Source organism: Pseudomonas lopnurensis, from assembly GCF_015070855.1.
Classification (GTDB): domain Bacteria; phylum Pseudomonadota; class Gammaproteobacteria; order Pseudomonadales; family Pseudomonadaceae; genus Stutzerimonas; species Stutzerimonas lopnurensis.
Genome location: NZ_JADDIX010000058.1, coordinates 18,105 through 40,825, shown reverse-complemented (window position 1 = coordinate 40,825; position 22,721 = coordinate 18,105). Strand labels below are relative to the sequence as shown.

General features: G+C 67.2%; 25 protein-coding genes. 13 read left to right on the top strand and 12 right to left on the bottom strand.

Annotation, left to right across the window (positions count from 1 at the left end; all coding sequences use genetic code 11):
- The first annotated feature begins 188 nt into the window (after positions 1-188).
- The 9 genes from IN820_RS11380 to IN820_RS11340 all read left to right on the top strand — a co-directional run bounded on the left by IN820_RS11380 (position 189) and on the right by IN820_RS11340 (position 8,676).
- The gene (locus IN820_RS11380; RefSeq protein WP_193681087.1) at positions 189-1,481 is read left to right on the top strand and encodes a cobyrinate a,c-diamide synthase; all 1,293 of its coding nucleotides are present in this window, start codon (positions 189-191) and stop codon (positions 1,479-1,481) included.
- Complete coding sequence (bluB, locus tag IN820_RS11375) at positions 1,478-2,128, top strand: 5,6-dimethylbenzimidazole synthase (RefSeq protein ID WP_193681086.1); 651 nt, start codon at positions 1,478-1,480, stop codon at positions 2,126-2,128. Before IN820_RS11380 ends, bluB begins: the two co-directional genes overlap by 4 nt.
- Entirely contained in the window at positions 2,125-3,036 is a 912-nt protein-coding gene (gene cbiB, locus IN820_RS11370; RefSeq protein ID WP_193681085.1) for an adenosylcobinamide-phosphate synthase CbiB, read from the top strand. The genes bluB and cbiB overlap by 4 nt, the downstream gene beginning before the upstream one ends.
- Positions 3,029-4,018 carry a threonine-phosphate decarboxylase CobD gene (gene cobD, locus IN820_RS11365; RefSeq protein ID WP_193681084.1) on the top strand — a complete coding sequence of 330 codons (990 nt, stop codon included), beginning with the start codon at positions 3,029-3,031 and terminating at the stop codon, positions 4,016-4,018. The genes cbiB and cobD overlap by 8 nt, the downstream gene beginning before the upstream one ends.
- Positions 4,015-5,466, top strand: coding sequence for a cobyric acid synthase (locus IN820_RS11360; protein WP_014596138.1), 1,452 nt, complete (start codon positions 4,015-4,017; stop codon positions 5,464-5,466). The genes cobD and IN820_RS11360 overlap by 4 nt, the downstream gene beginning before the upstream one ends.
- Before the next feature lie 310 nt (positions 5,467-5,776).
- On the top strand, positions 5,777-6,295 hold the full coding sequence (gene cobU, locus IN820_RS11355; RefSeq protein WP_193681083.1) for a bifunctional adenosylcobinamide kinase/adenosylcobinamide-phosphate guanylyltransferase: 519 nt from the start codon (positions 5,777-5,779) through the stop codon (positions 6,293-6,295).
- Positions 6,292-7,344 (top strand): nicotinate-nucleotide--dimethylbenzimidazole phosphoribosyltransferase, encoded by a 1,053-nt coding sequence (gene cobT / locus IN820_RS11350; protein ID WP_193681082.1) that lies wholly within the window; start codon positions 6,292-6,294, stop codon positions 7,342-7,344. Before cobU ends, cobT begins: the two co-directional genes overlap by 4 nt.
- A complete protein-coding gene (gene cobC, locus IN820_RS11345) occupies positions 7,341-7,925 on the top strand; it encodes an alpha-ribazole phosphatase family protein (protein ID WP_193681081.1) in 585 nt (194 codons plus the stop codon). The genes cobT and cobC overlap by 4 nt, the downstream gene beginning before the upstream one ends.
- 13 nt (positions 7,926-7,938) lie before the next feature.
- A complete protein-coding gene (locus IN820_RS11340; RefSeq protein WP_193681080.1) occupies positions 7,939-8,676 on the top strand; it encodes an adenosylcobinamide-GDP ribazoletransferase in 738 nt (245 codons plus the stop codon).
- A gap of 222 nt (positions 8,677-8,898) precedes the next feature.
- On the opposite strand, the gene grxD is transcribed toward IN820_RS11340, so the two are convergent.
- Genes grxD through nifB form a run of 6 tightly spaced genes read right to left on the bottom strand, consistent with a single transcriptional unit; the run spans position 8,899 to position 12,406 of the window.
- Positions 8,899-9,231, bottom strand: a complete 333-nt coding sequence (grxD, locus tag IN820_RS11335) for a Grx4 family monothiol glutaredoxin (protein ID WP_014596143.1) — start codon at positions 9,229-9,231, stop codon at positions 8,899-8,901.
- Between the two features lie 4 nt (positions 9,232-9,235).
- Positions 9,236-9,595, bottom strand: a complete 360-nt coding sequence (locus tag IN820_RS11330) for a thiosulfate sulfurtransferase GlpE (RefSeq protein WP_014596144.1) — start codon at positions 9,593-9,595, stop codon at positions 9,236-9,238.
- Entirely contained in the window at positions 9,592-10,149 is a 558-nt protein-coding gene (locus IN820_RS11325; RefSeq protein WP_193681079.1) for a nitrogen fixation protein NifQ, read from the bottom strand. Before IN820_RS11325 ends, IN820_RS11330 begins: the two co-directional genes overlap by 4 nt.
- Positions 10,146-10,592, bottom strand: coding sequence for an ArsC/Spx/MgsR family protein (locus tag IN820_RS11320; RefSeq protein WP_014596146.1), 447 nt, complete (start codon positions 10,590-10,592; stop codon positions 10,146-10,148). Before IN820_RS11320 ends, IN820_RS11325 begins: the two co-directional genes overlap by 4 nt.
- Positions 10,593-10,601: 9 nt before the next feature.
- Positions 10,602-10,880 (bottom strand): 4Fe-4S binding protein, encoded by a 279-nt coding sequence (locus IN820_RS11315; RefSeq protein WP_014596147.1) that lies wholly within the window; start codon positions 10,878-10,880, stop codon positions 10,602-10,604.
- Positions 10,881-10,891: 11 nt separating this feature from the next.
- On the bottom strand, positions 10,892-12,406 hold the full coding sequence (gene nifB, locus IN820_RS11310) for a nitrogenase cofactor biosynthesis protein NifB (protein ID WP_193681078.1): 1,515 nt from the start codon (positions 12,404-12,406) through the stop codon (positions 10,892-10,894).
- A gap of 248 nt (positions 12,407-12,654) precedes the next feature.
- Between nifB and IN820_RS22630 the strand changes: the two genes are divergently transcribed.
- Complete coding sequence (locus IN820_RS22630) at positions 12,655-12,972, top strand: hypothetical protein (protein WP_235989136.1); 318 nt, start codon at positions 12,655-12,657, stop codon at positions 12,970-12,972.
- Between the two features lie 95 nt (positions 12,973-13,067).
- Here the strand turns inward: IN820_RS22630 and IN820_RS11305 are convergent, their stop codons facing one another.
- The 3 genes from IN820_RS11305 to IN820_RS11295 all read right to left on the bottom strand — a co-directional run bounded on the left by IN820_RS11305 (position 13,068) and on the right by IN820_RS11295 (position 15,355).
- Positions 13,068-13,376 (bottom strand): AzlD family protein, encoded by a 309-nt coding sequence (locus IN820_RS11305; RefSeq protein ID WP_193681077.1) that lies wholly within the window; start codon positions 13,374-13,376, stop codon positions 13,068-13,070.
- Entirely contained in the window at positions 13,366-14,082 is a 717-nt protein-coding gene (locus IN820_RS11300; protein WP_193681076.1) for an AzlC family ABC transporter permease, read from the bottom strand. The genes IN820_RS11305 and IN820_RS11300 overlap by 11 nt, the downstream gene beginning before the upstream one ends.
- Before the next feature lie 373 nt (positions 14,083-14,455).
- Positions 14,456-15,355: a LysR family transcriptional regulator gene (locus IN820_RS11295; protein ID WP_193681075.1), complete on the bottom strand. Its 900-nt coding sequence runs from the start codon at positions 15,353-15,355 to the stop codon at positions 14,456-14,458.
- Positions 15,356-15,557: 202 nt separating this feature from the next.
- Between IN820_RS11295 and IN820_RS11290 the strand changes: the two genes are divergently transcribed.
- Together IN820_RS11290 and IN820_RS11285 are read left to right on the top strand one after the other, a co-directional pair.
- On the top strand, positions 15,558-16,556 hold the full coding sequence (locus tag IN820_RS11290) for an SDR family oxidoreductase (protein WP_235989135.1): 999 nt from the start codon (positions 15,558-15,560) through the stop codon (positions 16,554-16,556).
- A 63-nt stretch (positions 16,557-16,619) separates the two neighbouring features.
- Positions 16,620-17,936, top strand: coding sequence for an NTP/NDP exchange transporter (locus IN820_RS11285; protein ID WP_193681073.1), 1,317 nt, complete (start codon positions 16,620-16,622; stop codon positions 17,934-17,936).
- An 84-nt stretch (positions 17,937-18,020) separates the two neighbouring features.
- Here the strand turns inward: IN820_RS11285 and IN820_RS11280 are convergent, their stop codons facing one another.
- A complete protein-coding gene (locus IN820_RS11280) occupies positions 18,021-19,253 on the bottom strand; it encodes an NADH:flavin oxidoreductase/NADH oxidase family protein (protein WP_193681072.1) in 1,233 nt (410 codons plus the stop codon).
- A gap of 108 nt (positions 19,254-19,361) precedes the next feature.
- Positions 19,362-20,420: a saccharopine dehydrogenase family protein gene (locus IN820_RS11275; protein ID WP_207793596.1), complete on the bottom strand. Its 1,059-nt coding sequence runs from the start codon at positions 20,418-20,420 to the stop codon at positions 19,362-19,364.
- Between the two features lie 271 nt (positions 20,421-20,691).
- On the opposite strand from IN820_RS11275, the gene IN820_RS11270 reads away from it, so the two are divergent.
- Positions 20,692-21,696 (top strand): acetoacetate decarboxylase (ADC), encoded by a 1,005-nt coding sequence (locus tag IN820_RS11270; RefSeq protein WP_193681071.1) that lies wholly within the window; start codon positions 20,692-20,694, stop codon positions 21,694-21,696.
- A gap of 104 nt (positions 21,697-21,800) precedes the next feature.
- Here the strand turns inward: IN820_RS11270 and IN820_RS11265 are convergent, their stop codons facing one another.
- Positions 21,801-22,247, bottom strand: a complete 447-nt coding sequence (locus IN820_RS11265) for a MerR family transcriptional regulator (RefSeq protein WP_193681070.1) — start codon at positions 22,245-22,247, stop codon at positions 21,801-21,803.
- Positions 22,248-22,721 lie beyond the last annotated feature (474 nt).

Below are 22,721 nucleotides of genomic sequence, written 5' to 3'. Positions count from 1 at the left end.
GTTGTCGGTGGATGGGTGAAGCGTCATCCACCCTACGGTGCCGCCGGCCTTGTTCATCGAGGTGCGATCCATGCCGGGATGACGTCCGCCGGTAGTTGCGTCGGGTGGATGACGTCTTTTTCATTCACCACCGGCGTTGTCGGTGGATGGGTGAAGCGTCATCCACCCTACGATGACGAGAGGCTGCGATGAATAGCAGAAGCTGCCCGGCGCTGCTGATCGCCGCGCCCGCATCCGGCCAGGGCAAGACCACCGTCACCGCCGCGCTGGCGCGGCTGCATGCGCGTCAGGGCAAGCGCGTGCGGGTGTTCAAGTGCGGTCCGGATTTTCTCGATCCGATGATCCTCGCCCGTGCCAGCGGCCAGCCGGTCTATCAGCTCGATCTGTGGATGGTCGGCGAGGCGGAGTCGCGCCGGTTGCTGTGGCAGGCCGCCGGCGAAGCCGAGCTGATCCTTATCGAAGGGGTGATGGGGTTGTTCGATGGCAATCCCAGCGCCGCCGACCTGGCGCGGCGCTTCGGCGTGCCGGTGCTGGCGGTGATCGACGGCTCGGCCATGGCGCAGACCTTCGGCGCCCTGGCCCACGGGCTGGCGAGCTTCCAGCCGGACCTGCCGTTTTCCGGGGTGCTGGCCAACCGGGTCGGCAGCGCGCGGCATGGCGAGATCCTGCGCGACAGCCTGCCGGAGGCGATTCGCTGGTACGGCGCGTTGCCGCGCAGCGCCGAGATCGAACTGCCGAGCCGCCATCTGGGGCTGGTGCAGGCCGGGGAGCTGACCGACCTGGATGCACGCCTGGATGCCGCCGCCGATGCCCTGCAGGCCAGCGCCGGTGTGACACTGCCGCCGGCGGTGGATTTCGCCGCGCCGGAGCCGCGCACGCTCGAACCACTGCTGCAGGGCGTGCGCATCGGCGTGGCGCGCGATGCCGCCTGCGCCTTTCTCTACCAGGCCAATCTCGACCTGTTGCGCGAGTTGGGTGCCGAACTGGTGTTCTTCTCGCCGCTCGCCGACACGGCCCTACCGCCGCTGGACAGCCTCTACCTGCCCGGCGGTTATCCCGAACTGCATCTGCACGCATTGAGCGACAACCATGGGATGGCCGAGGCGATCCGTGCCCATCATGCGGCGGGCAAGCCGATCCTCGCCGAATGCGGCGGCATGCTCTATCTGCTCGACGGTCTCACCGACAAGAGCGGCACGCGTGGCGCCATGCTCGGCCTGCTGCCCGGCGAGGCGCGCCTGCAGCCGCGCCTGACCGCGCTGGCGTTGCAGGACGTGGCACTGCCGGAAGGGCGGCTGCGCGGGCATACCTTCCATCATTCGGCGCTGGAGACGCCGTTGCAGCCGCTGACGCGTGGCGAATGCCCGAACTACAAGCGCACCGCCGAGGCGGTCTATCGGCAGGGACGCCTGACCGCGTCCTATATCCATTTCTACCTGCCGTCCGATCCTCCGGCGGCTGCGGCGCTGTTGCGGCCATGAGCGAACACGCCTTCAGCGCCGAGGAGCGCGCGGCGGTCTACCGCGCCATCGGCGAGCGCCGCGACATGCGCCATTTCGTGGGTGGCGAGGTGGCGCCGGAGCTGTTGGCGAGGCTGCTGGAGGCCGCGCACCAGGCGCCCAGCGTCGGTCTGATGCAGCCCTGGCGTTTCATTCGTATCACCCGCCCCGAACTGCGCGAATCCATCGGCCTGCTGGTGGAGGAGGAACGCCAGCGTACCGCCGAGGCCCTGGGCGAGCGCTCCGCCGAGTTCATGCGGCTCAAGGTCGAGGGCATCGGCGAGTGCGCCGAGCTGCTGGTCGCCGCGCTGATGGATGGCCGCGAGGCGCATGTGTTCGGTCGGCGTACCCTGCCGGAAATGGACCTGGCGTCGCTGGCCTGCGCCATCCAGAACCTCTGGCTCGCCGCCCGCGCCGAAGGGCTGGGCATGGGCTGGGTGTCGCTGTTCGAGCCGCAGGCATTGGCCGAGCTGCTGGGCATGCCGGCCGGCGCCAGGCCGGTGGCGATTCTCTGCCTCGGGCCGGTGCACGGTTTCTACCCGGCACCGATGCTCGAGCTGGAAGGCTGGACCCGCGGACGACCGCTGGCCGAGCTGCTGTACGAGGATCGATGGGGGCGGCGGCCATGAGCCTGGCGCTGAGCTGCCTGGCCGGCGTTGTCCTCGATGCGCTGTTGGGCGAGCCGAAGCGCGCGCATCCCCTGGTCGCCTTCGGACGGCTGGCCGATCGCCTGGAGCGGCATTTCAACGGCCCCGCCGCCCGCGGCTGGCGCAGCCATGGCGTGACGGCCTGGTGCCTGGCGGTACTGCCGCTGACGGCGCTGGCCTGGCTGCTCAGCCTGCTGCCGGGCGTCGGCTGGCTGGTGGAGATCGGGCTGCTGTACCTGGCCCTGGGCCTGCGCAGCCTGGGCGAGCATCTGCTGCCGGTGGCGCGGGCGCTGCGCCTGGGCGATCTGCCCGAGGCGCGGCGGCGGGTCGGGTATATCGTCAGCCGCGATACCTCGGCGCTGGACGCGCCGGGCGTGGCCCGCGCCGCCACCGAGTCGGCGCTGGAAAACGGCAGCGATGCGGTATTCGCCGCGCTGTTCTGGTTCGCCGTGGCCGGCGCGCCGGGTGTCGTGCTCTATCGCCTGAGCAACACCCTGGATGCCATGTGGGGCTACCGCAATGATCGCTTCGAGCGCTTCGGCTGGGCCGCGGCGCGGATCGACGATGCGCTCAATTACCTGCCGGCGCGGCTGGTGGCGCTGACCTACGCGCTGCTCGGTCGGACCCGCCAGGCCCTGCGTTGCTGGCGCGCACAGGCGCCCTCGTGGGACAGCCCCAACGCCGGGCCGGTGATGGCCGCCGGCGCCGGCGCGCTGGGCGTCGTCCTGGGCGGGCCGGCGATCTATCACGGCGAACTGCACACGCGGCCGCCGCTGGGCGAGGGCGAACCGCCGCAGGCGCGCGATATCGAGCGGGCGCTGGATCTGGTCTGGGCCGGCGTCGGCATCTGGCTGTTGGCGTTGCTGATCGGAGGCTGGCTGAATGCTTGAACACGGCGGACGCTTGCGCGAGGCGGCGCAGCGGTACGGGATTGCGCTGGCGGACTGGCTCGACCTGTCCACCGGCATCGCCCCCTACGGTTGGCCCATACCGGAGATACCCGCCAGTGCCTGGAGCCGTCTGCCGGAAACCTGCGACGGGCTGGAGGCTGCGGCGCAGCACTATTACGGCGCCCGCTCGCTGCTGCCGCTGGCCGGCTCGCAGGCGGCCATCCAGGCGCTGCCGCGCTTGCGCGGGCCGGCGCGGGTCGGGGTGGTTTCGCCCTGTTATGCCGAACATGCCGAGGCCTGGCGGCGCGAAGGGCACCGGCTGGTCGAACTCTGCGAAGCCAGCGTGCCGAAGGCGCTGGACCGGCTCGACGTGCTGGTGGTGGTCAATCCGAACAACCCCACCGGCCGGCTGATCGGCACCGAGCAACTGCTCCAGTGGCATGCCCAACTGGCCGCGTACGGTGGCTGGCTGGTGGTCGACGAAGCCTTCATGGACTGCACGCCGCAGCACAGCCTGGCCGCGCACAGCCATCTGCCCGGGCTCGTCGTGCTGCGTTCGTTCGGCAAGTTCTTCGGCCTGGCCGGCGCGCGCCTGGGCTTCGCGCTGGCCCATGGCGGGCTGCTGCGCGCGCTCGAGGAACTGCTTGGCCCCTGGCCGATCGGCGGCCCGACGCGGTGGCTGGGCAGCACCCTGCTGGCTGATGACGAAGGCCAGCAGAGGCAGCGCCTGCGGCTGAACGAGGAGGGTGCGAGGCTTGCGGCACTGCTGGTCGGACAGGGCCTGCCGTCGGCCGGGGGCTGCGCCCTGTTCCAGACGGTGTGCGATACGGACGCCGTGCAATTGCACGAGCACCTGGCGCGCGCCGGTATCCTTACGCGGCTGTTCATGCCGCTCGGTCTGCGCTTCGGCCTGCCCGGCGAAGAGTCGGGCTGGGCGAGACTGGAGCAGGCTCTTCAGCACTACCGGGAGCAACGTGAATGACCACGCTGATGGTGCAGGGCACCACCTCCGATGCCGGCAAGAGCACCCTGGTGACCGCGCTGTGTCGCTGGCTGGCGCGCCAGGGCGTGGCGGTGGCGCCGTTCAAGCCGCAGAACATGGCGCTCAACAGCGCGGTGACCTTTGATGGCGGCGAGATCGGCCGCGCCCAGGCGGTGCAGGCCCAGGCCGCTGGGCTGGCGCCGCACACCGACATGAACCCGGTACTGCTCAAACCCAACAGCGACACCGGCGCCCAGGTGATCATCCATGGCCGCGCCCAGAGCTGCATGGACGCGGTGGCCTATCACGCCTACAAGCGCGTGGCCATGCAGGCGGTGCTCGAATCCCACCGGCGCCTGAGCGAGCGCTACCAGGTGGTGATGGTGGAGGGCGCGGGCTCGCCGGCCGAGATCAACCTGCGCGCCAATGACATCGCCAACATGGGCTTCGCCGAGGCGGTGGACTGCCCGGTGATCCTCATCGCCGATATCGACAAGGGCGGGGTGTTCGCCCATCTGGTCGGCACCCTGGCCCTGCTTTCGGAAAGTGAGCGGGCGCGGGTGCGGGGCTTCGTCATCAACCGTTTCCGCGGCGATCTCGCCCTGCTGCAGCCCGGCCTCGACTGGCTGGAACGACGCACCGGCAAACCGGTGCTGGGCGTGTTGCCGTATCTGATGGATTTCCACCTGGAGGCCGAGGATGCCATCGACCGGCGCCAGTCGGCCAAGGCCGCCGAGGTGTTGCAGGTGGTGGTACCGGTGCTGCCACGCATCAGCAACCACACCGATTTCGATCCGCTGCGCCTGCACCCGCAGGTGGCGCTGCAGTTCGTCGGTCCCGGTGAGGCGGTGCCGGCGGCCGACCTGATCATCCTGCCCGGCTCCAAGAGCGTGCGCGCCGATCTCGCCTGGCTGCGCGCCAATGGCTGGGAGGCGGCGATCCAGCGTCACCTGCGCTACGGCGGCAAGCTGCTGGGCATCTGCGGCGGGCTGCAGATGCTCGGCGAGCGCATCGCCGATCCGCTCGGGCTGGAAGGGGCGGCCGGCGACAGCGCAGGCCTCGGCCTGCTGGCGTTCGGCACCCTGCTCGAAGCCGAGAAGCAGCTGCGCAACGTGCGTGGCCGGCTGTGCCTGGAGGGCGCCGAGATCAGCGGCTACGAGATCCACGCCGGGGTGAGCGAGGGGCCGGCGCTGCGCCAGGCCGCGGTCGAGCTGGACGACGGTCGCCGTGACGGTGTCTTGAGCGCCGATGGACAGGTGCTCGGCACCTACCTGCACGGCCTGTTCGAAACACCGGCGGCCTGCGCCGCGCTGCTGCGCTGGGCCGGGCTCGGCGCGGTCGAGACGGTGGACTACCACGCCTTGCGCGAACGCGATATCGAGCGCCTGGCCGATCTGGTCGAGACGCATCTGGATACCCGCCTGTTGCGAGGGCTTTGTGGTGTCTAGGGGCTGTTGCCATTTCGCTTCGCGAGCATGGCTCGCGGCTATGGGCGTGCATGTCATAGGGCGGGTGCAACCCGCCGAACATGGACGAGGCCTGAACTCGCATGGCGGGTTTCACCCGCCCTACGAAGCTGCCGCAGTGCCGGGCACACCATGGTTCGCGAGCATGGCTCGCTCCTACAGGTGTGGATGGCGTAGGGCGGGTGCAAGCCGCCGGAGAGGGGCAAGGCAAGGCCTGAGCGCCAATGGCAGATCGCACCCCCCACCGGGTAGGAGCGGGCCATGCCCGCGAAACAGGACTCTGGAGACCAACATGCTTGAACTGATCCTCGGCGGCGCGCGTTCCGGCAAGAGCCGTCTGGCCGAACGCCTGGCGGCCGAAAGCGGCCTGGCGGTGACCTATATCGCCACCAGCCAGCCGCTGGACGGCGAGATGGCCGCGCGGATCGCCCAGCATCGCCAGCGCCGTCCCGCGCACTGGTCGCTGGTCGAGGAGCCGCTGCAACTGGCGCGGGTGCTGCACGAGCAGGCCGATGCTCGGCGCTGCCTGCTGGTCGACTGCCTGACCCTGTGGCTGACCAACCTGCTGATGCTGGATGACCCGGCGCGACTGGCCACCGAGCGCGAGGCCCTGCTGGAAAGCCTTGGCCAGTTGCCGGGGCGGATCATCCTGGTCAGCAACGAAACCGGCCTCGGGGTGGTGCCGCTGGGCGAGCTCAGCCGGCGCTATGTGGATCAAGCCGGCTGGCTGCACCAGGCGCTGGCCGAACGGGCGCAGCGGGTGACCTTCATGGTCGCCGGGCTGCCGATGGTTCTCAAAGGAGCGCAGTGATGAGCGATTGGTGGAATGCGCCGTGCCGGCCGCTGGACGAGACGGCCCGGGCCCGGGCGCGGGCACGGCAGGACCAACTGACCAAGCCGCGTGGTGCGCTCGGCCGGCTGGAAAGCCTGGCGGTGGAGCTGGCGGCGATGCAGGGCAGCGAGCGGCCACGGGTCGAATGCGTGCACATCGCGGTGTTCGCGGGCGACCATGGTGCGGTGGAGGAGGGCGTCTCGGCCTATCCGCAGGCGGTGACGGGGCAGATGCTGCGCAATTTCGTGCGCGGCGGTGCGGCGCTCAGCGTACTGGCGCGGCGGCTGGGCGCCCTGCTGGAGGTGATCGACCTGGGCACGGTCGAGCCGTTGCAACTGGACGGCGTGACGCATCTGCGCCTCGGTCCGGGCACGGCCAATTTCACTCGCACCGCGGCGATGAGCGAAGAACAGCTGCGCCAGGCGCTGGCGGCCGGGCGCGACAGCGCGCAACGGGCGGCGGCCGGCGCTGCGCAGCTGTTCATCGGTGGCGAAATGGGCATCGGCAACACTACCAGCGCCAGTGCGCTGGCCGCCGTTCTGCTGCCTCGCTCGCCGTCGCTGCTCGTCGGCCCGGGGACCGGCCTGGATGCCGACGGCCTGCAACACAAGCTACGGGTGATCCAGGCCGCGCTGGCGCTGCATGGCTCACATTGCCGCGAGCCGCTGGAAGCCCTGCGCCGCCTGGGCGGTTTCGAGGTGGCGGCGCTGGTGGGGGCCTATCTCGGTTGTGCCCAGGCCGGCATCCCGGTACTGGTGGACGGCTTCATCTGCAGCGTCGCCGCGCTCTGCGCGACGCGGGTGAATCCGGGGTGCCGGCAATGGCTGGTTTTCGCCCACCGTTCCGCCGAACCCGGCCACCTGGCCGTGCTCGATGCCCTGGGCGCCGAACCGCTGCTCGATCTCGGCCTGCGCCTGGGCGAGGGCAGCGGCGCGGCCCTGGCGGTGCCGCTGCTGCAACAGGCCTGCGCGCTGCACGACGAGATGGCGACCTTCGCCGAGGCGGCGGTTTCGGACCTGCCGGCATGAGCACGCGCATCGATCTGCTGCGTCATGGCGAAACCGAACGCGGCGGCGGTTTTCGCGGCAGCCTCGACGACGCACTGACCGCCCGCGGCTGGCAGCAGATGCGCGAGGCCGTGGACGGCGCCGGTCCCTGGGACGTGCTGGTCAGCTCGCCCTTGCAGCGCTGCGCCGCCTTCGCCCGGGAACTGGCCGAGCGACGCGGGTTGCCGCTGCATCTCGAGCCGGATCTGCGCGAACTGCATTTCGGCGAATGGGAAGGGCACAGCGCCGCCGAGCTGATGCAGACCAGCGCCGAGGCGCTGGGCCGTTTCTGGGCCGATCCCTACGGCTTCACCCCACCCGGCGGCGAGCCGCTGGCGGATTTCGAGCAGCGGGTGCTGGTCGCCCTGCTGCGCCTGCAACGACGCTTCGCCGGCCAGCGCCTGCTGCTGATCGGCCATGCCGGTGTGATGCGCCTGCTGCTGGCACGAGATCGGGGCTTGCCGCCTGCGCGGCTGCTGGAGGTGACGGTAGCGCATGGCGAGTTGCTGCCGCTGAGCCAATCATGCTCACGCATGAGTGGCCAGCACGACTGCAACGTCTGAATCGGGAATCGACATGCTGCCGCTATTGATCGCCCTGCAGTTTCTCACCAGCCTGCCGATCCACCTGCCCACGATGCCCACGCCGCAGCAACAGGGACGCTCGCTGCTCCACTATCCGCTGGTGGGGTTGCTGCTGGGTGCGCTGCTCTGGCTCGCCGCTATCCTGTTGGCCGGCGCGCCGCCGCTGTTGCAGGCGGCCCTGTTGCTGACGCTATGGGTGGCCCTGACCGGCGCCCTGCATCTCGATGGCCTGGCCGACAGCGCCGACGCCTGGCTCGGTGGTTTCGGCGACCGCGACCGCACGCTGGCGATCATGAAGGACCCGCGCAGCGGTCCCGTCGCCGTGGTGGTGCTGGTGCTTTTGCTGCTGCTCAAGTTCGCCGCGTTGCTGGCGCTGTTGCAGGCCCAGCAATATGTGGTCCTGCTGCTGGTGCCCGTGCTGGGGCGTGCGGCGCTGCTGGCGCTGTTCCTGACAACGGCTTATGTGCGGCCCGATGGCCTAGGCCAGGCGCTGGCGGTGCATCTGCCACGGCCCTGGGCGCGCAGCGTGCTGGCAGCGGTCGCTCTCGGTTGCCTGCCGTTCGGCATGGCCGGGCTGGTCGCCCTGCTGATGGCCGCGGCGACATTCCTCGTCGCTCGCCGCGCCATGCTGCGCCGCCTCGGCGGCACCAGCGGCGACACCGCCGGCGCGCTGCTCGAACTGGTGGAATGCGCGGTGTTGGTGGGGTTGGCGCTGCAAGTGGGGCGGTAGGTTGGGCTGGCCTGAATTCGGCGTGTCATGTTGGGCTTCGTCGCCATGCTCCTCAACCCAACCTACCAGGCTGCGCGATCCAACCCTGGGGCCGTAGGTTGGGTTGAGCGCAGCGAAGCCCAACGAGCGAGGTATCAGGCCACGAATTCGTCACGCCATCGGTCTTTCGACGCCCCGGAGATCATCTTCGCCTCGGCACGTTCAGCCTGCGCTCGCTCCCGCCTACGTTTCCGCCGCGAGGGCGGCGTCGAGTTGCGCCGCCAGGCTGCCGTCGGCTTCCAGGCCGAGGATGATGTCGCAACCGCCGACCAGCTCGCCGCGCAGGAACAGCTGCGGGTAGGTCGGCCATTGCGAGATCTTCGGCAGCTTCTCGCGGATGTGCGGCGCCAGCAGCACGTTGACCGTGGCGAACGGGCGGCCGCTGTTCTTCAGTGCCGCCACCGCGGCGCGGGAGAAGCCGCACTCCGGTGCCTCTGGCGTGCCCTTCATGTACAACAGCACCGGATGCTCGGCGAGCTGCTGGCGAATACGGGCTTCGGTATCGAGAATCTGCATGCGATCACTCCATCGCCAGTGCGTAGTGAGCGGTGTGCGCGCTCTGGTTGGGCCGGGCGCGCTGCGGGCGGGCCTTCCAGGCCTCGTAGCCGCCGTCCAGGCTGTAGCAGTTGATGAAGCCGAAATCGCTGAACAGCTGCGCCATGTCGCGGCTGGCATGGCCGCGCTCGCAACAGATGATCAGGTGGACGTGATTCGGCGTGCTCTTGAGCAGGGTGCGCAGGTTCAGCTCGCTGAGGCGGGTGGCGCGCGGATCGTGGCCTTGGCAGTAGGCGCGGGCATCGCGCATGTCCAGCAGCATGGTGTTTTCGGTCGCCAGCAGCCGTTGGGCCTGCTCGACGCTGATGCGTTGGTAGTCGCTCATTGCTCTTCTCCAAAACAATCGTGGTAGGTCGGGCAGGTATCACAAGAGGGGGAGCGGCAGACGTAGCCACCGTCCTGTTCGCATAGTTGTTTGTAGAAGAATTTCTTCCAGCGCATGTCCTGGGTGTTGCGCAGGGCCAACTGCGGGAAGTTGTGCATCAGCAGTGCGTACAACTGCGCCCGGGAGTCGAGGCCGAGGTCGCGCCATAGATGCTCGCCGCCCAGGCACGCCGCGGCGACGATGGCGGCCATTGCCGGCTCGCCGTGGTCGTCCTGCCCGGACAGCAGCAGATCGTGCAGCGCCTGCCATTCCTCCCGGCGCAGCGCCAGCAGCTCCTCGCGCAGGGCATCGCGTTCGTCGCGCAGGCCATCGTCGGCACTACGGGCGGCTGCTCGCAAGCCATGGCGCGCCAGCAAATCGGTGTACTGCGCGGCGTCGAGCCCGAGGCGCTTCGGCAGGCAGCTGCGACCATCGCGCTGGGCCCGGACGATCTGCGCCAGCCAGACCGTATTGGCTTCGGCCTCGACCTGCAGGCGCAGCGCGGCCTGGCTCATCTCGGGACGCTCGCGGCAGGACGACAGCCGAGCGCCGAGCTGGTGCCCAGCGAACAACCGCTGATGTTCGGCGCCAGCGCCGGCAGGCGGCCGTGGCACGGTAGCCAGGCGTTTATGCCCACCAGGTCGAAGTCGACCATGTAGTGCATGCCGCAGCGGATCAGCGGGCGGCGGATCAACAGCGGCTGGGCGATCATCAGCTTCAGCGCCTGTTCGGCGCTCAGCCCCGTGGGGTCCAGCTCGCCGTACTTGATCGCCGGTGCCGAGGGGTTGAACCACTCGGTCACCGGCAAAGCGCCGAAGAACGGTCGCAGGCGCTCCGGCGTCCAGGCTTCGCGCAAGAGGTTGCGCACTTCCAGCTCGATGCCTGCCGAGCGCAACAGTTCCTTCTGCAGGCGGTTGGTGGCGCAGCCGGGCTTCTCGTAGAAGATGATGCAGGACATGGTGCCTCCTCAGCGGGCCTGGATGGTGCGCATGGCCTCGGCCAGCCGCTCCGGCGGAATGCCGGTCAGCGAGCCGGCCGGGTTGGCCGGGCTGCCGTCGGCCAGCAGGATTGCGCCTTCGATGGGGCAGATGCTCGCGCACTGCTGCTCGGCGTAGTCGCCGTCGCATTCGGTGCACTTGTGCGCGCTGATGCGGAAGTACGCAGTGCCGGGGCTGATCGCCTCGCTCGGACAGACATCCACGCAGGCCCAGCAGTTGACGCAGGATTCGACGATTTGCAGTGCCATGCTCCACCTCCTCATGCCATCAGGCATTGCTCCGCTTGGGCTGCCGCGTCGAGGCGGCCGCTGGCGATCATTTCCTGATACACCGCCAGCACCGCTTCCTCGATGGGCTCCATGGCGTGCTCGCCGTTGGGCTGGATGCCGGCGGCTTCCAGCTCGCCCCAGGGTTCGAAGCCGATCTTCGAGCAGAGCACCGCCTCGCAGCCCTTGAGCGCGCGGATGCTGCCCGACAGTGCGCTTTCCTTGTCGCCGCAGCTGTCGTTGCCGATGCAGTACTGCTCGACCTTGCGATGGCCGATGAAGCGCACCCCGGCCGGCGAGGCCTCGTAGACGAGGAACTCGCGGGCATGGCCGAAGTGCTGGTTGACCAGGCCGCCGCTGCTGGTGGCGACTGCCATCAGTACCGGGCGATGGCGCTTGTCCACCACGCCGGTGAGCGGCGGGCTGGCCGGTGTGGCCAGACGCGCCTTCTTCTCCGCGCGTTCGTCCAGCTCTTCCTTGATCGCCGCATGAATGGCGGCGCGCTTGACCATCGCCGCCTCGTAGTCGATCTCCATGGTCTCGATCTTGTCGAGGGTGAACTCGTCGCCGCGATCCTCGCCGAGCAGGCCCACCGCGTCGGCGCGGCACTGGCGGCAGTGGCGCATCATGTTCATGTCGCCGGCGCAGGCATCCTGCAGGTCCTGCAACTCCTCCGGTTCCGGGCTGCGCTGGCCCATCACGCCGTAGAAGGTGCCGTGCTCGGCCTCGGCGATCAGTGGCATGACGTTGTGCAGGAAGGCGCCCTTGGCCTTGACGATGCGGCTGACCTCCTTGAGGTGCTCGTCGTTGACGCCGGGGATCAGCACCGAGTTGACCTTCACCAGGATGCCGCGCTCGACCAGCATTTCCAGGCCTTGCTGCTGGCGCTCGATGAGGATCTTCGCCGCCTTGCGTCCGCGGATGCGCTTGTTGTTCCAGTAGATCCAGGGGTAGATCTCGGCGCCGATGTCCGGGTCCACGCAGTTGATGGTGATGGTCACGTGGTCGATGTTGTGCTTGGCCAGCTCGTCGACGCAGTCGGGCAGCGCCAGGCCGTTGGTGGACACGCACAGCTTGATGTCCGGCGCCTGCTCGGACAGCATGCGGAACGTCTCGAAGGTGCGCTGCGGGTTGGCCAGCGGGTCGCCCGGGCCGGCGATGCCGAGCACCGTCATCTGCGGGATGGTCGCCGCCACCGCCTTGACTTTCTTCACCGCCTGGACCGGGTCCAGCAGCTCGGACACCACGCCCGGGCGCGATTCGTTGGCGCAGTCGTACTTGCGGTTGCAGTAGTGGCACTGGATGTTGCAGGCCGGTGCCACCGCCACGTGCATGCGCGCGAAGTAGTGGTGCGCCTCCTCGGAGTAGCAGGGGTGGTTGTGCACTTTCTCGCGGATATGCTCGGGCAGGTGCGCGAGCTGGTCATCCGAGCTGCCACAGGAACCCGCTGAACAACCGCCCCCGGCGGCTTGCCCGGCCTCGCTCTGGCCCAGTACGTTCAGTTCCATGTTCGGTCTCCGAATAGAGGTCTGTCGCGGATACCTTGAGCAAGGGTCGTGCCTGTTTTCAATACATTGTTTTTGAAGGGGTTTTCAGCGCGCGGGGCGGGATTCGTTGTTTCGCAACGAACAAAGTGGCGGGGCGGAGCAGGGGGCTGTCGCAAAGGCGACAAGGTGTAATGGAGGCGGTTGCTCCCTATCCGTACTTGCCGGATGAACGTGTAGAATCCCGCGCCCAAAATGCAGGAGACAACACGTTGGTCATTCATTACTCCGCGTCCCCAGAGAATGTTGCATGCGGACGCACAGGGTCGAGCCTGAACAGCACATCGGATGCGGCACGGGTTTCATGCAAGCTCTGCCTTCGCTCCGTTGAAAAGAAAGCCGCTGCGCCTGTACGCAAGACGCCAAGCCTTGCCGAGCTAAGAGCCGCTGCGAAGTCAGCGAAAGCCGCTTCTGAAACGGCCAAGCCTCATTGCGCCATGACGCCGCGCGCCGAATGGCAGCAACGTCTGGAACGACTGCCGGGCCGAAATCGCCTCCCACGCGGCGTATCGCGGCAGTCATTCATCTAGCCGTCCGCTTCCGGGGCGGAAGCGGACCTGAATGCCGCTTCCGACCGAAGCGGTCATGCGTAGGCGAATGAATCCGTTTGTCGCCCATGGCTGAGTCAGAATTGCCTGGAAATCGCCGCCGCCAGCATGCCGGCGGCAATCGCGGGCAGCGGTTTCTTCAACAGCAGCACGGTGGCCGCCGTGGTCAGCAAGGCCAGGCGCGCGCCGTTGTCTCCCTCGATCGCCATGGGTGCCAGCAGGGCGACCAGCACGGAGCCGGACATGGCGCCGATGAACTGTTTCACCCTGTCGCCGATGGGCACGAACGACATGACGTAGACCCCGCCCCAACGGGTCGCCAGCGTCACCACGGCCATGATCAGCACGAGGATCAGTGCGCTGTATCCCGCTGTTTCAATGTTCAACTTTTTTCTCCGTCCACAGGGTTCCTGCTACACCGCCCGCCAGTGCCCCCACCACGACATGGCTGTTTTCCGGCAAGTAGCGCCAGGCCAGCAGGGAGGCGCAGGCCGCGACGATCCAGATCAGCAGAAGGCGCAGGTTCTTTTCCCCACCCACCACCATGGCCAGCAGGAAGCAGCCCATCACCATGTCCAGCCCCAGGCTCCTGGGGTCATGAAGGGTGCCGCCGAAGAAGATGCCCAGCCAGGTTCCCAGCAGCCAGAACGACCAGAGGGCGAGGCCACCGCCCAGCAGGAGCCCCATGCCGGGCTGCCCGCGGCCGAATGCCTGCATGGACATCGCCCAGTTGGCATCGGACGCGACCAGCATGACGCCATAGCGCTTTGCCGGCGGTAGATGGCGCAGCCAGGGATAGAGCGTTGCGCCCATCAGCAGATGCCGGGCATTGATGGCAAACACGGTGACGGCCAGCGTAACGACCGGGACGTGAGTTCCCCACAATTCCAGTGCCGCGAACTGCGAGGCGCCGGCGAAGACCAGGGCGCTCATCGCCATGATCACGGAGTCCTCCAGGCCTGCCTGCACCGCCGCCAGCCCGAAGGCTGCCCCGAACAGCGTAACGAACAGGGAAATGGGAGCGAGTCGCCTGAAACCGACCCATACCGTCTGGCGATCGAATTCATGCAGGTTCGTATCGGCGTCTGCCATGCCGCAGCCTCTCTTTCTCGTATGTCAGTCGATGCCCCGGAGCGGTCGGCGGTATGAAAACACCCGCCTGGTAAAACGCAGCGCCTGGAAGGCCCCCGGCATTGTAAGGGCGTCGATACGAAGCGGGACAACAGCGCCAGCCTGGTCAGGCGAATCAGTGCCTTTGAACGCGGTTTTGCCGTAGCGGTGCCGACCCGCTGCAGCACGCCCGCACATCGGCAAATGCCCGGCTGCGAACATGGCCCCATGGAACTGGCGGTTTATCGAAGTCGTGCCCGTTCCGCGTGCATCCGCTCATCCAGGCGCCATTCGAGGAAATGGCTCGGTGTCCTTCCATTGCCGGAACAGGTGCCATCGACCGCGGCAGCCTTCGCTACGCCTGCGCTTCGGCCTTGATGAAGTCGACGAACGCCCGCAGCGGCGAGGGGATGTGGCGGCGCCCGTGGTAGTACAGGTAGGGGCCGTCGAAGGCCTGCCACCAGTCTTCCAGGATGGGCACCAGGCGGCCGTCGGCCAGCGCTTCGCGCAGGAAGTCCTCGAAGGTGTAGACGATGCCGAGGCCGGCGATGGCGCTGCTGATCTTGAGGTCGTGCGACGACGTGAGCAGTTGGCCGCGCGGCGGGATGCGAAACGTCCGGCCGTCCTTCTCGAACTCGAAGACACCCACCTTGCCGCTCTCGAAGCGGTGGCCCAGCAGCTCGTGGCCTTCCAACTCCGCCGGATGGAGCGGCCTGCCTCGCGCGGCCAGGTAGGCGGGCGCGGCTGCGGCGACGAAGCGCTGGCGCCGCGGGCCGATGGGCACGGCGATCATGTCCTTGGCCAGGCTCTCCTCGTAGCGCACCCCGGCGTCGTAGCCCGCGGCGATGACGTCGATGAAGGTATTGTCCATCATCACCTCGACCTTGACCCCGGGATAGAGCTCGAGAAAACGCGCCAGCAGGTTCGGCAGCATGTAGCGCGCCACGGGAACCGGGACGTTCAGCCTGAGCGTCCCGACCGGGCGATGGGCGTCGTCGTCGAGGTCGTTGAAGGCGGATACGATTTCCTGCAGGGCCGGTCGCAGGCGTTCGAGCAGGCGCTCCCCGGCGGCGGTCGCGGTCACGCTGCGAGTGGTGCGGTTGAGCAGGCGCACGCCGACGTCGCTTTCCAGGCGGCGCACGCAGTCGCTGAGCGACGAGGCGGACATGCCGCGCTTCTGCGCGGCGGCGCGGAAACCGCCGGCTTCCACCACGGCGGCGAACAGGGCGACATCGGTGAGGTTGGGCTGGCGCATGCGGGCTCCTCTCAGTGGGCGAGATTGTACGCCTTGCCGTACGGGGCATCCAGAAATAATCGGCTTATCACCGCTTTGCCGTACGGAAATAATCATCCCTCGTCCGGCAGTGCCGGCGTTTTCAATTCGACGAGAGGACTCAACCATGTGGAACGCCCCCGCTACGCCCGCTTCGGGCTCCGCAAGCAGCACAAGCCGACTGATGAAGTTGGCCCGTACCCTGGCCGCCGGCGCCGCCCTGATGAGCGCGGCCGGCATCGAAGCGTCAGGCCGTGTGGCGCCGAAGCCGGACTGGTCGACCCACGATATGCCTTCGCAGGAGGGGCGTATCGTGCTGGTCACCGGCGGCACCAGCGGCATGGGCTACGAGGACGCGCTGGCACTTTCGCGTGCCGGGGCCGAGGTGATCATCGCAGCGCGCAACCCCGAGCGCGGCGCAGAGGCCATCGCGCGCATCCGCGAGTCGGTCCCCGACGCCAAGGTCCAGTTCGAGGCCGTGGACCTGGCCAGCCTGGCCTCCGTGCGCGGCCTGGCCGAGCGCCTCAACGAGCGGCTGCCGCGCCTCGACGTGCTGGTCAACAACGCCGCCATCATGGCGCCGCCCGAGCGCGGTATCTCCGCCGACGGCTTCGAATTGCAGCTGGCGACCAACTACCTGGGGCACTTCGCGCTGACCGGTCTGCTGGTTCCCTTGTTGCGCGAGAGCCCGGACGCCCGCGTGGTCAGCCTGTCGAGCATCGCCGCGGCCCGCGGCAGCCTGAACTTCGACGACCTGCAGGCCGAGCGGCAGTACGACCCCTACGGCAGCTACGCGCAGTCCAAGCTGGCCATCCTGCACTGGGTCTTCGCGCTGCAGCGGCGCAGCGAGGCCGCCGGCTGGGGGATCCGCAGCATCGCCGCGCATCCCGGCGTTGCCGTGACCGAGCTGATCGCACGCGGGCCGGGCCTGAACAGCAAGTTCGGCCGACAATGGGCAGAGGACCGCGATGCGTACCACTCGGCCGCGCAGGGGGCGCTGCCCACGCTCTATGCCGCCACCGCGCCGGAGGCTGTCGGCGGTGCCTACTACGGTCCGACCGGCGACGAGGAACGGCGTGGGCCGCTGGGCTTCGCCAGGACGCCGCCGGCCGCGACCGACGAGGCCGATGCCGAACGACTCTGGAGGCTCTCCGAGCAGCTCACCGGCGTGACCTACCCCTGACGGCGTACCGGGCACGAGTTCGCCCCGTGCCCGACGCACCGCTGCCTGCCTCCAGGAGCTTCCATGAGCACGCCTCTCCTGCACCGCCTGAGCCTCGCCCTCAACGCCCGGGACCACGAGCTGCGCCCGGCGCTGTCCGGGTTCCTGCTGTTCCTCTGCCTGTTCGCCGGCTACTTCATGCTGCGCCCGATTCGCGAGTCGATGGGCGTCGCGGCCGGCGTGGAAAACCTGCAGTGGCTGTTCACCGCCACCTTCTTCGTCATGCTCCTGGCCGTGCCGCTGTTCGCCTGGCTCAGTGCGCGCGTGCCGCGCCTGCATTTCATTGACTGGGTGTATGGCTTCTTCGGCATGAACCTGCTGGTGTTCGTGGCGCTGTTCCAGCTGCAGCCGGACAGCCCCTGGCTGGCGCGCGCCTTCTACGTGTGGATCTCGGTCTACAACCTGTTCGTCGTGTCCGTGGCCTGGAGCCTGATGGCGGACGTGTTCGACAGCGAGCAGGCCAAGCGCCTGTTCGCCTTCATCGCCGCTGGCGCCAGTGTCGGCGGCCTGCTCGGGCCGGCCCTCAGCGCGGTGCTGATCGGCTCGCTGGGGGCTTCGGGGATGCTGCTGCTGGCCGCCGTGTTGCTCGGCGTCACCCTCGTGCTGAAACAGGCGCTGATGCGCTGGCGCGAGGAGGGCGGTGCCGGTCGCCCCGGTGCCGCACCGACGGAAAGCACCCGGCGTCCGCTGCCCGGCAACCCCTTCAGCGGCCTGACCGCGGTGCTTGGGTCGCCCTACCTGCTGGGGATCGCCGGGTTCGTGGTGCTGCTGGCCACGGTCACCACCTTCCTCTACTTCGAGCAGGCCCGGCTGGTGGCCGAGCATTTCCCCGACCGCGAGGCGCAGGTCCGCGTCTTCGGCATCATCGACTTCATCGTGCAGGCAGGCGCGCTGCTGTCGCAGCTGTTCGTCACCGGGCGCATCGCGCAGACGCTGGGCGTTCGCGTGCTGCTGGCGATCGTCCCGCTGCTGATGTGCGTCGGTTTCATCGGCCTCGCCCTGGCGCCGGGGTTCGCCCTGCTTGCCGCATTGATGATCGTGCGCCGTATCGGCGAATACGCATTCGTCCGGCCGGGCAGGGAAATGCTGTTCGCGCCGCTGGACGCCGAGAGCAAGTACAAGGCCAAGAACTTCATCGACACGGTGGTCTATCGCGCCGGCGACGCCATCAGCGGCTGGGCCAAGAGCCTGCTGGACATGCTGGGGCAAGGCGCCGGCCTGGCCGCGCTGATCGGCGCGCTCTGCGCGTTGCTGTGGGGCTATCTGGGATGGCAGCTCGGGCGCCGGGCCGATCACCAACAGGCGCGGCTGCAGGTCGCAGGTGGTGTTGCCGGGACGTAAGGGGGGCTCGGTGAAGGCTAGCTGTCGGGAGCAGACCTCAGCCGAGCCGGTACTGCATAGGTGGCTCGGCATTCGCTGCGGATGTCAGCGTGGGCGCTGCGCCATCCAACGCCGGTACTGGCGAGTACGTGAGGCGTTGGCCATCTGCTGCATGATCAGCGCGCGCAATGGCGACACTTGTGGATTGGGCGCCTTGTCCAGGCTGAGTTTGCGCAGCTGGAACTTGACCACGGCCATGTTGGCCAGGGAGGCCAGGGCCTTGTTCTTCCAGGTTACGGGTGACAATTGCGGGGCGCTGTCCTTGCCCAGTTGCCAGTCGCGCGGCAGGTTCGGGTCGATGGCCAGGGCCGTGCCGATGCCGACCATGGCGACGCCGCTGTCGATCACCTGCTCGGCCACCGGCCGGCGCCGGATGCCGCCCGTGACCATCACGGGCATCATCGCGACCTTCTGCATATCGCGGGCGAATTCCAGGAAATAGGCTTCCCGCGCCAGCGTGCGCCCGTCACGGGCTTCACCCTGCATGGCGGGTGCCTCGTAGCTGCCGCCCGACAGCTCGACCAGATCGACGTCCAGCTCGTTGAGCCGCTTCACCACCTGCTCGGCGTCCTCGGCACTGAAACCGCCGCGCTGGAAGTCCGCGGAGTTGAGTTTGACCGCAACCGAGAACCCGGGGGAAACCTCGGCCCGCACGGCTTTGACGATCTCCAGCAGCAGGCGGGCCCGGTTCTCCAGGGAGCCACCCCACTTATCCGTTCTCTGGTTGGTGAGGGGCGACAGGAACTGGCTCAGCAGATAGCCGTGGGCCGCGTGGATCTCCACGCCGGTAAAGCCGGCCAGCTCGCCGAGCCGGGCGGTGCGGGCGAAGCGGCGGATCACCTCGTCGATGACCTCTGGCGTCATCTCATAGGGTGTGTCGAAGTGCCTGGACATCTTGCCCAGGTCCAGCGCTACCGCCGACGGCGCCCAGGTCTTCTGTCCCAGGTTGGCTCGCATCTGGCGGCCGGGATGGTTGATCTGCAGCCAGAACTGCGCACCCCCGGAGCGGCCGATCCGGGCCCAGCGCTCGAACTTCTCCAACTGCCGGTCATCCTCCAGCACCACGCCGCCGGGGCCCGTCATGGCGCGGCTGTCGACCATCACGTTGCCGGTGATGATCAGGCCGGCGCCGCCATCGGCCCAGGCCTGGTACAGGCGCATCAGCTTCTCGGACGGCGCCTGGTCATCATCGGCCATGTTCTCTTCCATGGCCGCCTTGGCGATACGGTTCGCAATGCGGGAACCATTGGGGAGGATCAACTCGTCGAAAACGCCCATGGATACTACCTCGTGTGATGGTGGGCCGACCTTAAGATTAAAGTTCACTTTAATGTCAAGGCCTTCTCCACGCCTCGGACAGCGGCATCCGCGTGACGGGGCTGTGCATCAATCGATCCGCAGCTCGCCCGACCCGGGCAGGCTGCTTACCAGATCGGCCCCCAGCAGCCTGGCCGGGGTGTAGGCCCCACCAGCCGGGCGCGTCTGCATCAGGTATCCAACCACCGCCAATGCGCCGCTGACGGTCAGGTTGTAGACATTGGCGGTATGCACCCGGGCGACCTTGCGCTCGCCACGAGCGTTGCGGGCTTCTCCCCAAACCCAGGTGCCCGACTCGGCGCGCTTGCCGTCGTCCGGCCCGGTCACGTTCTTGTCGATGCGGGCCTTCAGTTGCTTCTGTACCCATGACAGCCCCAGCAGGGGCCGGATCAGATTCGCCAACCTGGCGCCGCGGATCATGCCCCGGGAGCCGGGTACGAACACCTCGATAGTGGGGATGCCGGTGGTGTGGTAAGCGGTGGAGACATCGCCCCAGGGAATGGTCATGGCAGGCTTCTCGCCGTCACCGAAGTCTATGCGCCGAACCCGATAGGCCAGCGGTACCGAAACGACCTTGCCGTCGCGGCGTACCTTTCCGCCTTGCGCCAACCCTTCGATGGAAGTCTTGGCGGTACCGGGAGACATGCTGGAGCGGGTGTCGATGCCCAGTGCGAGATGGGTCGCATCGGGCAGGGCATTCTTGAGCGCGGCAGCCACGCAGTCGGTGGGGATCACATCGAAGCCCACGCCCGGGCAGACCACCACGCCGGCGGAGCGCGCACGGTCGTTCAGCGATTGGGCATGCGCGAACACCGAGATCTCGCCGGTGATGTCCAGATAATGGGCGCGAGCGCGCAGGCAGGCTTCCATCATCGGCGCCGCCGTGGCGGAGAAGGGGCCGGCACAGTGCATCACCAGTTCGCAATCTTCGATCTGCGCGTCCAGCCGCGCTTCGTCAAGGCCGAAGTGGCGCGCTTCGAGGCCGAGTTCACTGGCCAGCGCCTCGACCTTTTCACGACTGCGGCCGGCCAGTATCGGCTTGTACCCGCGCCGTACCGCTTCACGGGCAATCAGCTCGCCGGTGTAACCGTACGTGCCGTAGATCATCCAGCGCATCTGCTTTTCCATTGCCAGCTCCAGCCTGTGAGGTATGCGTCGAACGGTAACCTTCAAGTTGAATTCAATGTCAAGGACGCCATCGGGGCCGGCATTCACAGCCGCCGATTGCTGACACGAATCGCAAGGAATAAAGCCCTGGGAAGTGACGCCGACAAGCTTGACCTTAAAGTTCAGTTAAACGTTAGGGTGCGCGCAGATGGCCTCTCAGAGGTGTGCCAGAGCGACGCAGACAACCTGGTTTCTGCTCGCATATCAGCCATAGCGCAAGCGGAGACAGAGAATGAAACTCGGAAATATTGCGGTGATCACAGGCGTGCTCCTGAGTGCTGTCGCAGCATCCTCATGGGCGGAGAACGCCGTTGAGGCCGGGCAAGTCGACGGCAAGACCACCCTTGGCGGCCGCGAAGTGAGCGTGGCGGCGGGCGGGCTGTATGACCGCTATGAGTCGAACCCGCCGCTGTCGGTGATCGCCGCCGAGGCGCCGGATATCGACCTCAGCTGGTTCAGGGCGCTGAAGAAAACCAAGGTCGACATGGGCTTCGAGTCGTATTCGCCCAACTTGTACTACAAGAACAGCCGGGTGACGGCGGTGTTCACGGCAGACATAGATCGGCTGAGGGAGCTCATGCCCGCGGAGGTTCTGCAACACGTCCAGCCGCTTCAGGTATGGCCGGGCAGGGGCCTGGTGGCGTTCACCGCCTATGCCTACGAATACTGCGATAACGACAGCTACAACGAGATCGCGCTGTCGATCGTCACCAACAAGCCCGGCAGCTCGAACCTGGGGCCCGTAACCCTGATCGGCCAGTCCATGTCCAAGGACTTCTGGGGCTATGTACTCAAGCTCCCGGTGAATACCGAGCTGGCCGAAGTCAGGGGCGTGGTTGGCTATAACCTGCCGAAGTGGCTGACCGATATCAATTACAAGGAAACCGACAAATCGGTTGTCTTTGAAATCATCGACAAGGAAACGGGGAAAGTCGACGCCATCTTCGAGGGCGAAAAACTCAGCGACCTCTCGGATGAGATCGATATGGTCACCAACAGCTTCACCAATATCGGCCACGACGGTGAGCTGGCCTATGGCTATGCGATTTCGCGCCAACAAAGCCACGCATCCAGTTCGAGCAAGGAGTCGGTGAAGCTCACGCTGAGCGATGGCAGCCTGTCCGCCTACATCGAATCGCTGGATCTGGGAAAAATGATGAAGTACGAATACGTACCGGAGTTCCAGAGCGCCCTGTATGCACCCGAGCCCCTGAAGGCCATGCTGGAACGCGATTGAATCCATGCGGATTCGAGAAACAAGTCAGGCCGTAGCAGCCTGGCTTGTTTTCTTGCCTCGGGTGCGTACCTGCGCTTGCGCTGATCGCCTAGGGCAGACGCATTTCAAGCCAGGGTCGAACCCCCGGTCTTCGCCTTTTCCTCCTGCCCGTCTTCGCGAAAGCGGTTCAGCAGCCGCTGCGTGTTCTCGGCGCAGCGCATTCCCTCGGGCTTGGTTTCGATACCTTCGATGACAGCGAGCAGTTGCGCCTTGTTCTGCTCCAGGCGCTTCTGCAGGACTTCGATTTCGGACACCTTGCGTTTGAGACTATCCAGGAGCTCGCCATGTTGCCAGGCATCGGCGCTAGCCGGCAGCAGATTGCGAATCTCCTCCAGTGAGAAACCAGCATTCTGGGCGCTGGCGATGATCTCCAGGATCCACACCGCCTCGGGGCCGTAATCGCGATAACCGTTCGCCTTGCGCTCCACCGGCTTGATCAGGCCGCTCGACTCGTAGAAGCGGATGCGCGAAGCCGCCAGGCCGCTGAGCTTCGCCAGTTCTCCGATTTTCATATCCCATACTCTCGAAAGGCATTGACCTTGAAGCTTACTTTAAACCTACAGTCGAAACGCGGCCAGGTGCAGCCAGGGCCGTGGCGGATGGGAATAAGGATGGCGGATTCAGCAGCGACACCTTCTATCGCATTCCCACGCCGGGCCTATCGTAAAGGAGCGAATGCTCAGGCCATGAGCGAACCACGATCAGCGGAACACGGCCGATCGTCAGTCTCCACATCACATAGGAGAAGCGACTATGGGGTACGTCACAGTAGGGTCTGTTCCCGTTTCGTCGCGAGCCGCGTTGCCGCGTCAAATGGCGCCAGGCAAGGCGCGGGACGCAGGTAATGGTCGTTCCCTTGCCAAGTCCCGCAACGCCGCATGGCGCCATTTGCCGCGCAACCCGAAGGGCCGGGCCTGTTTTTGCGCGATGCGGCGTTTCTCGTCGCTTATTTGGAATGACCAAACTTCGCTCCTCGTGCCTTGCCT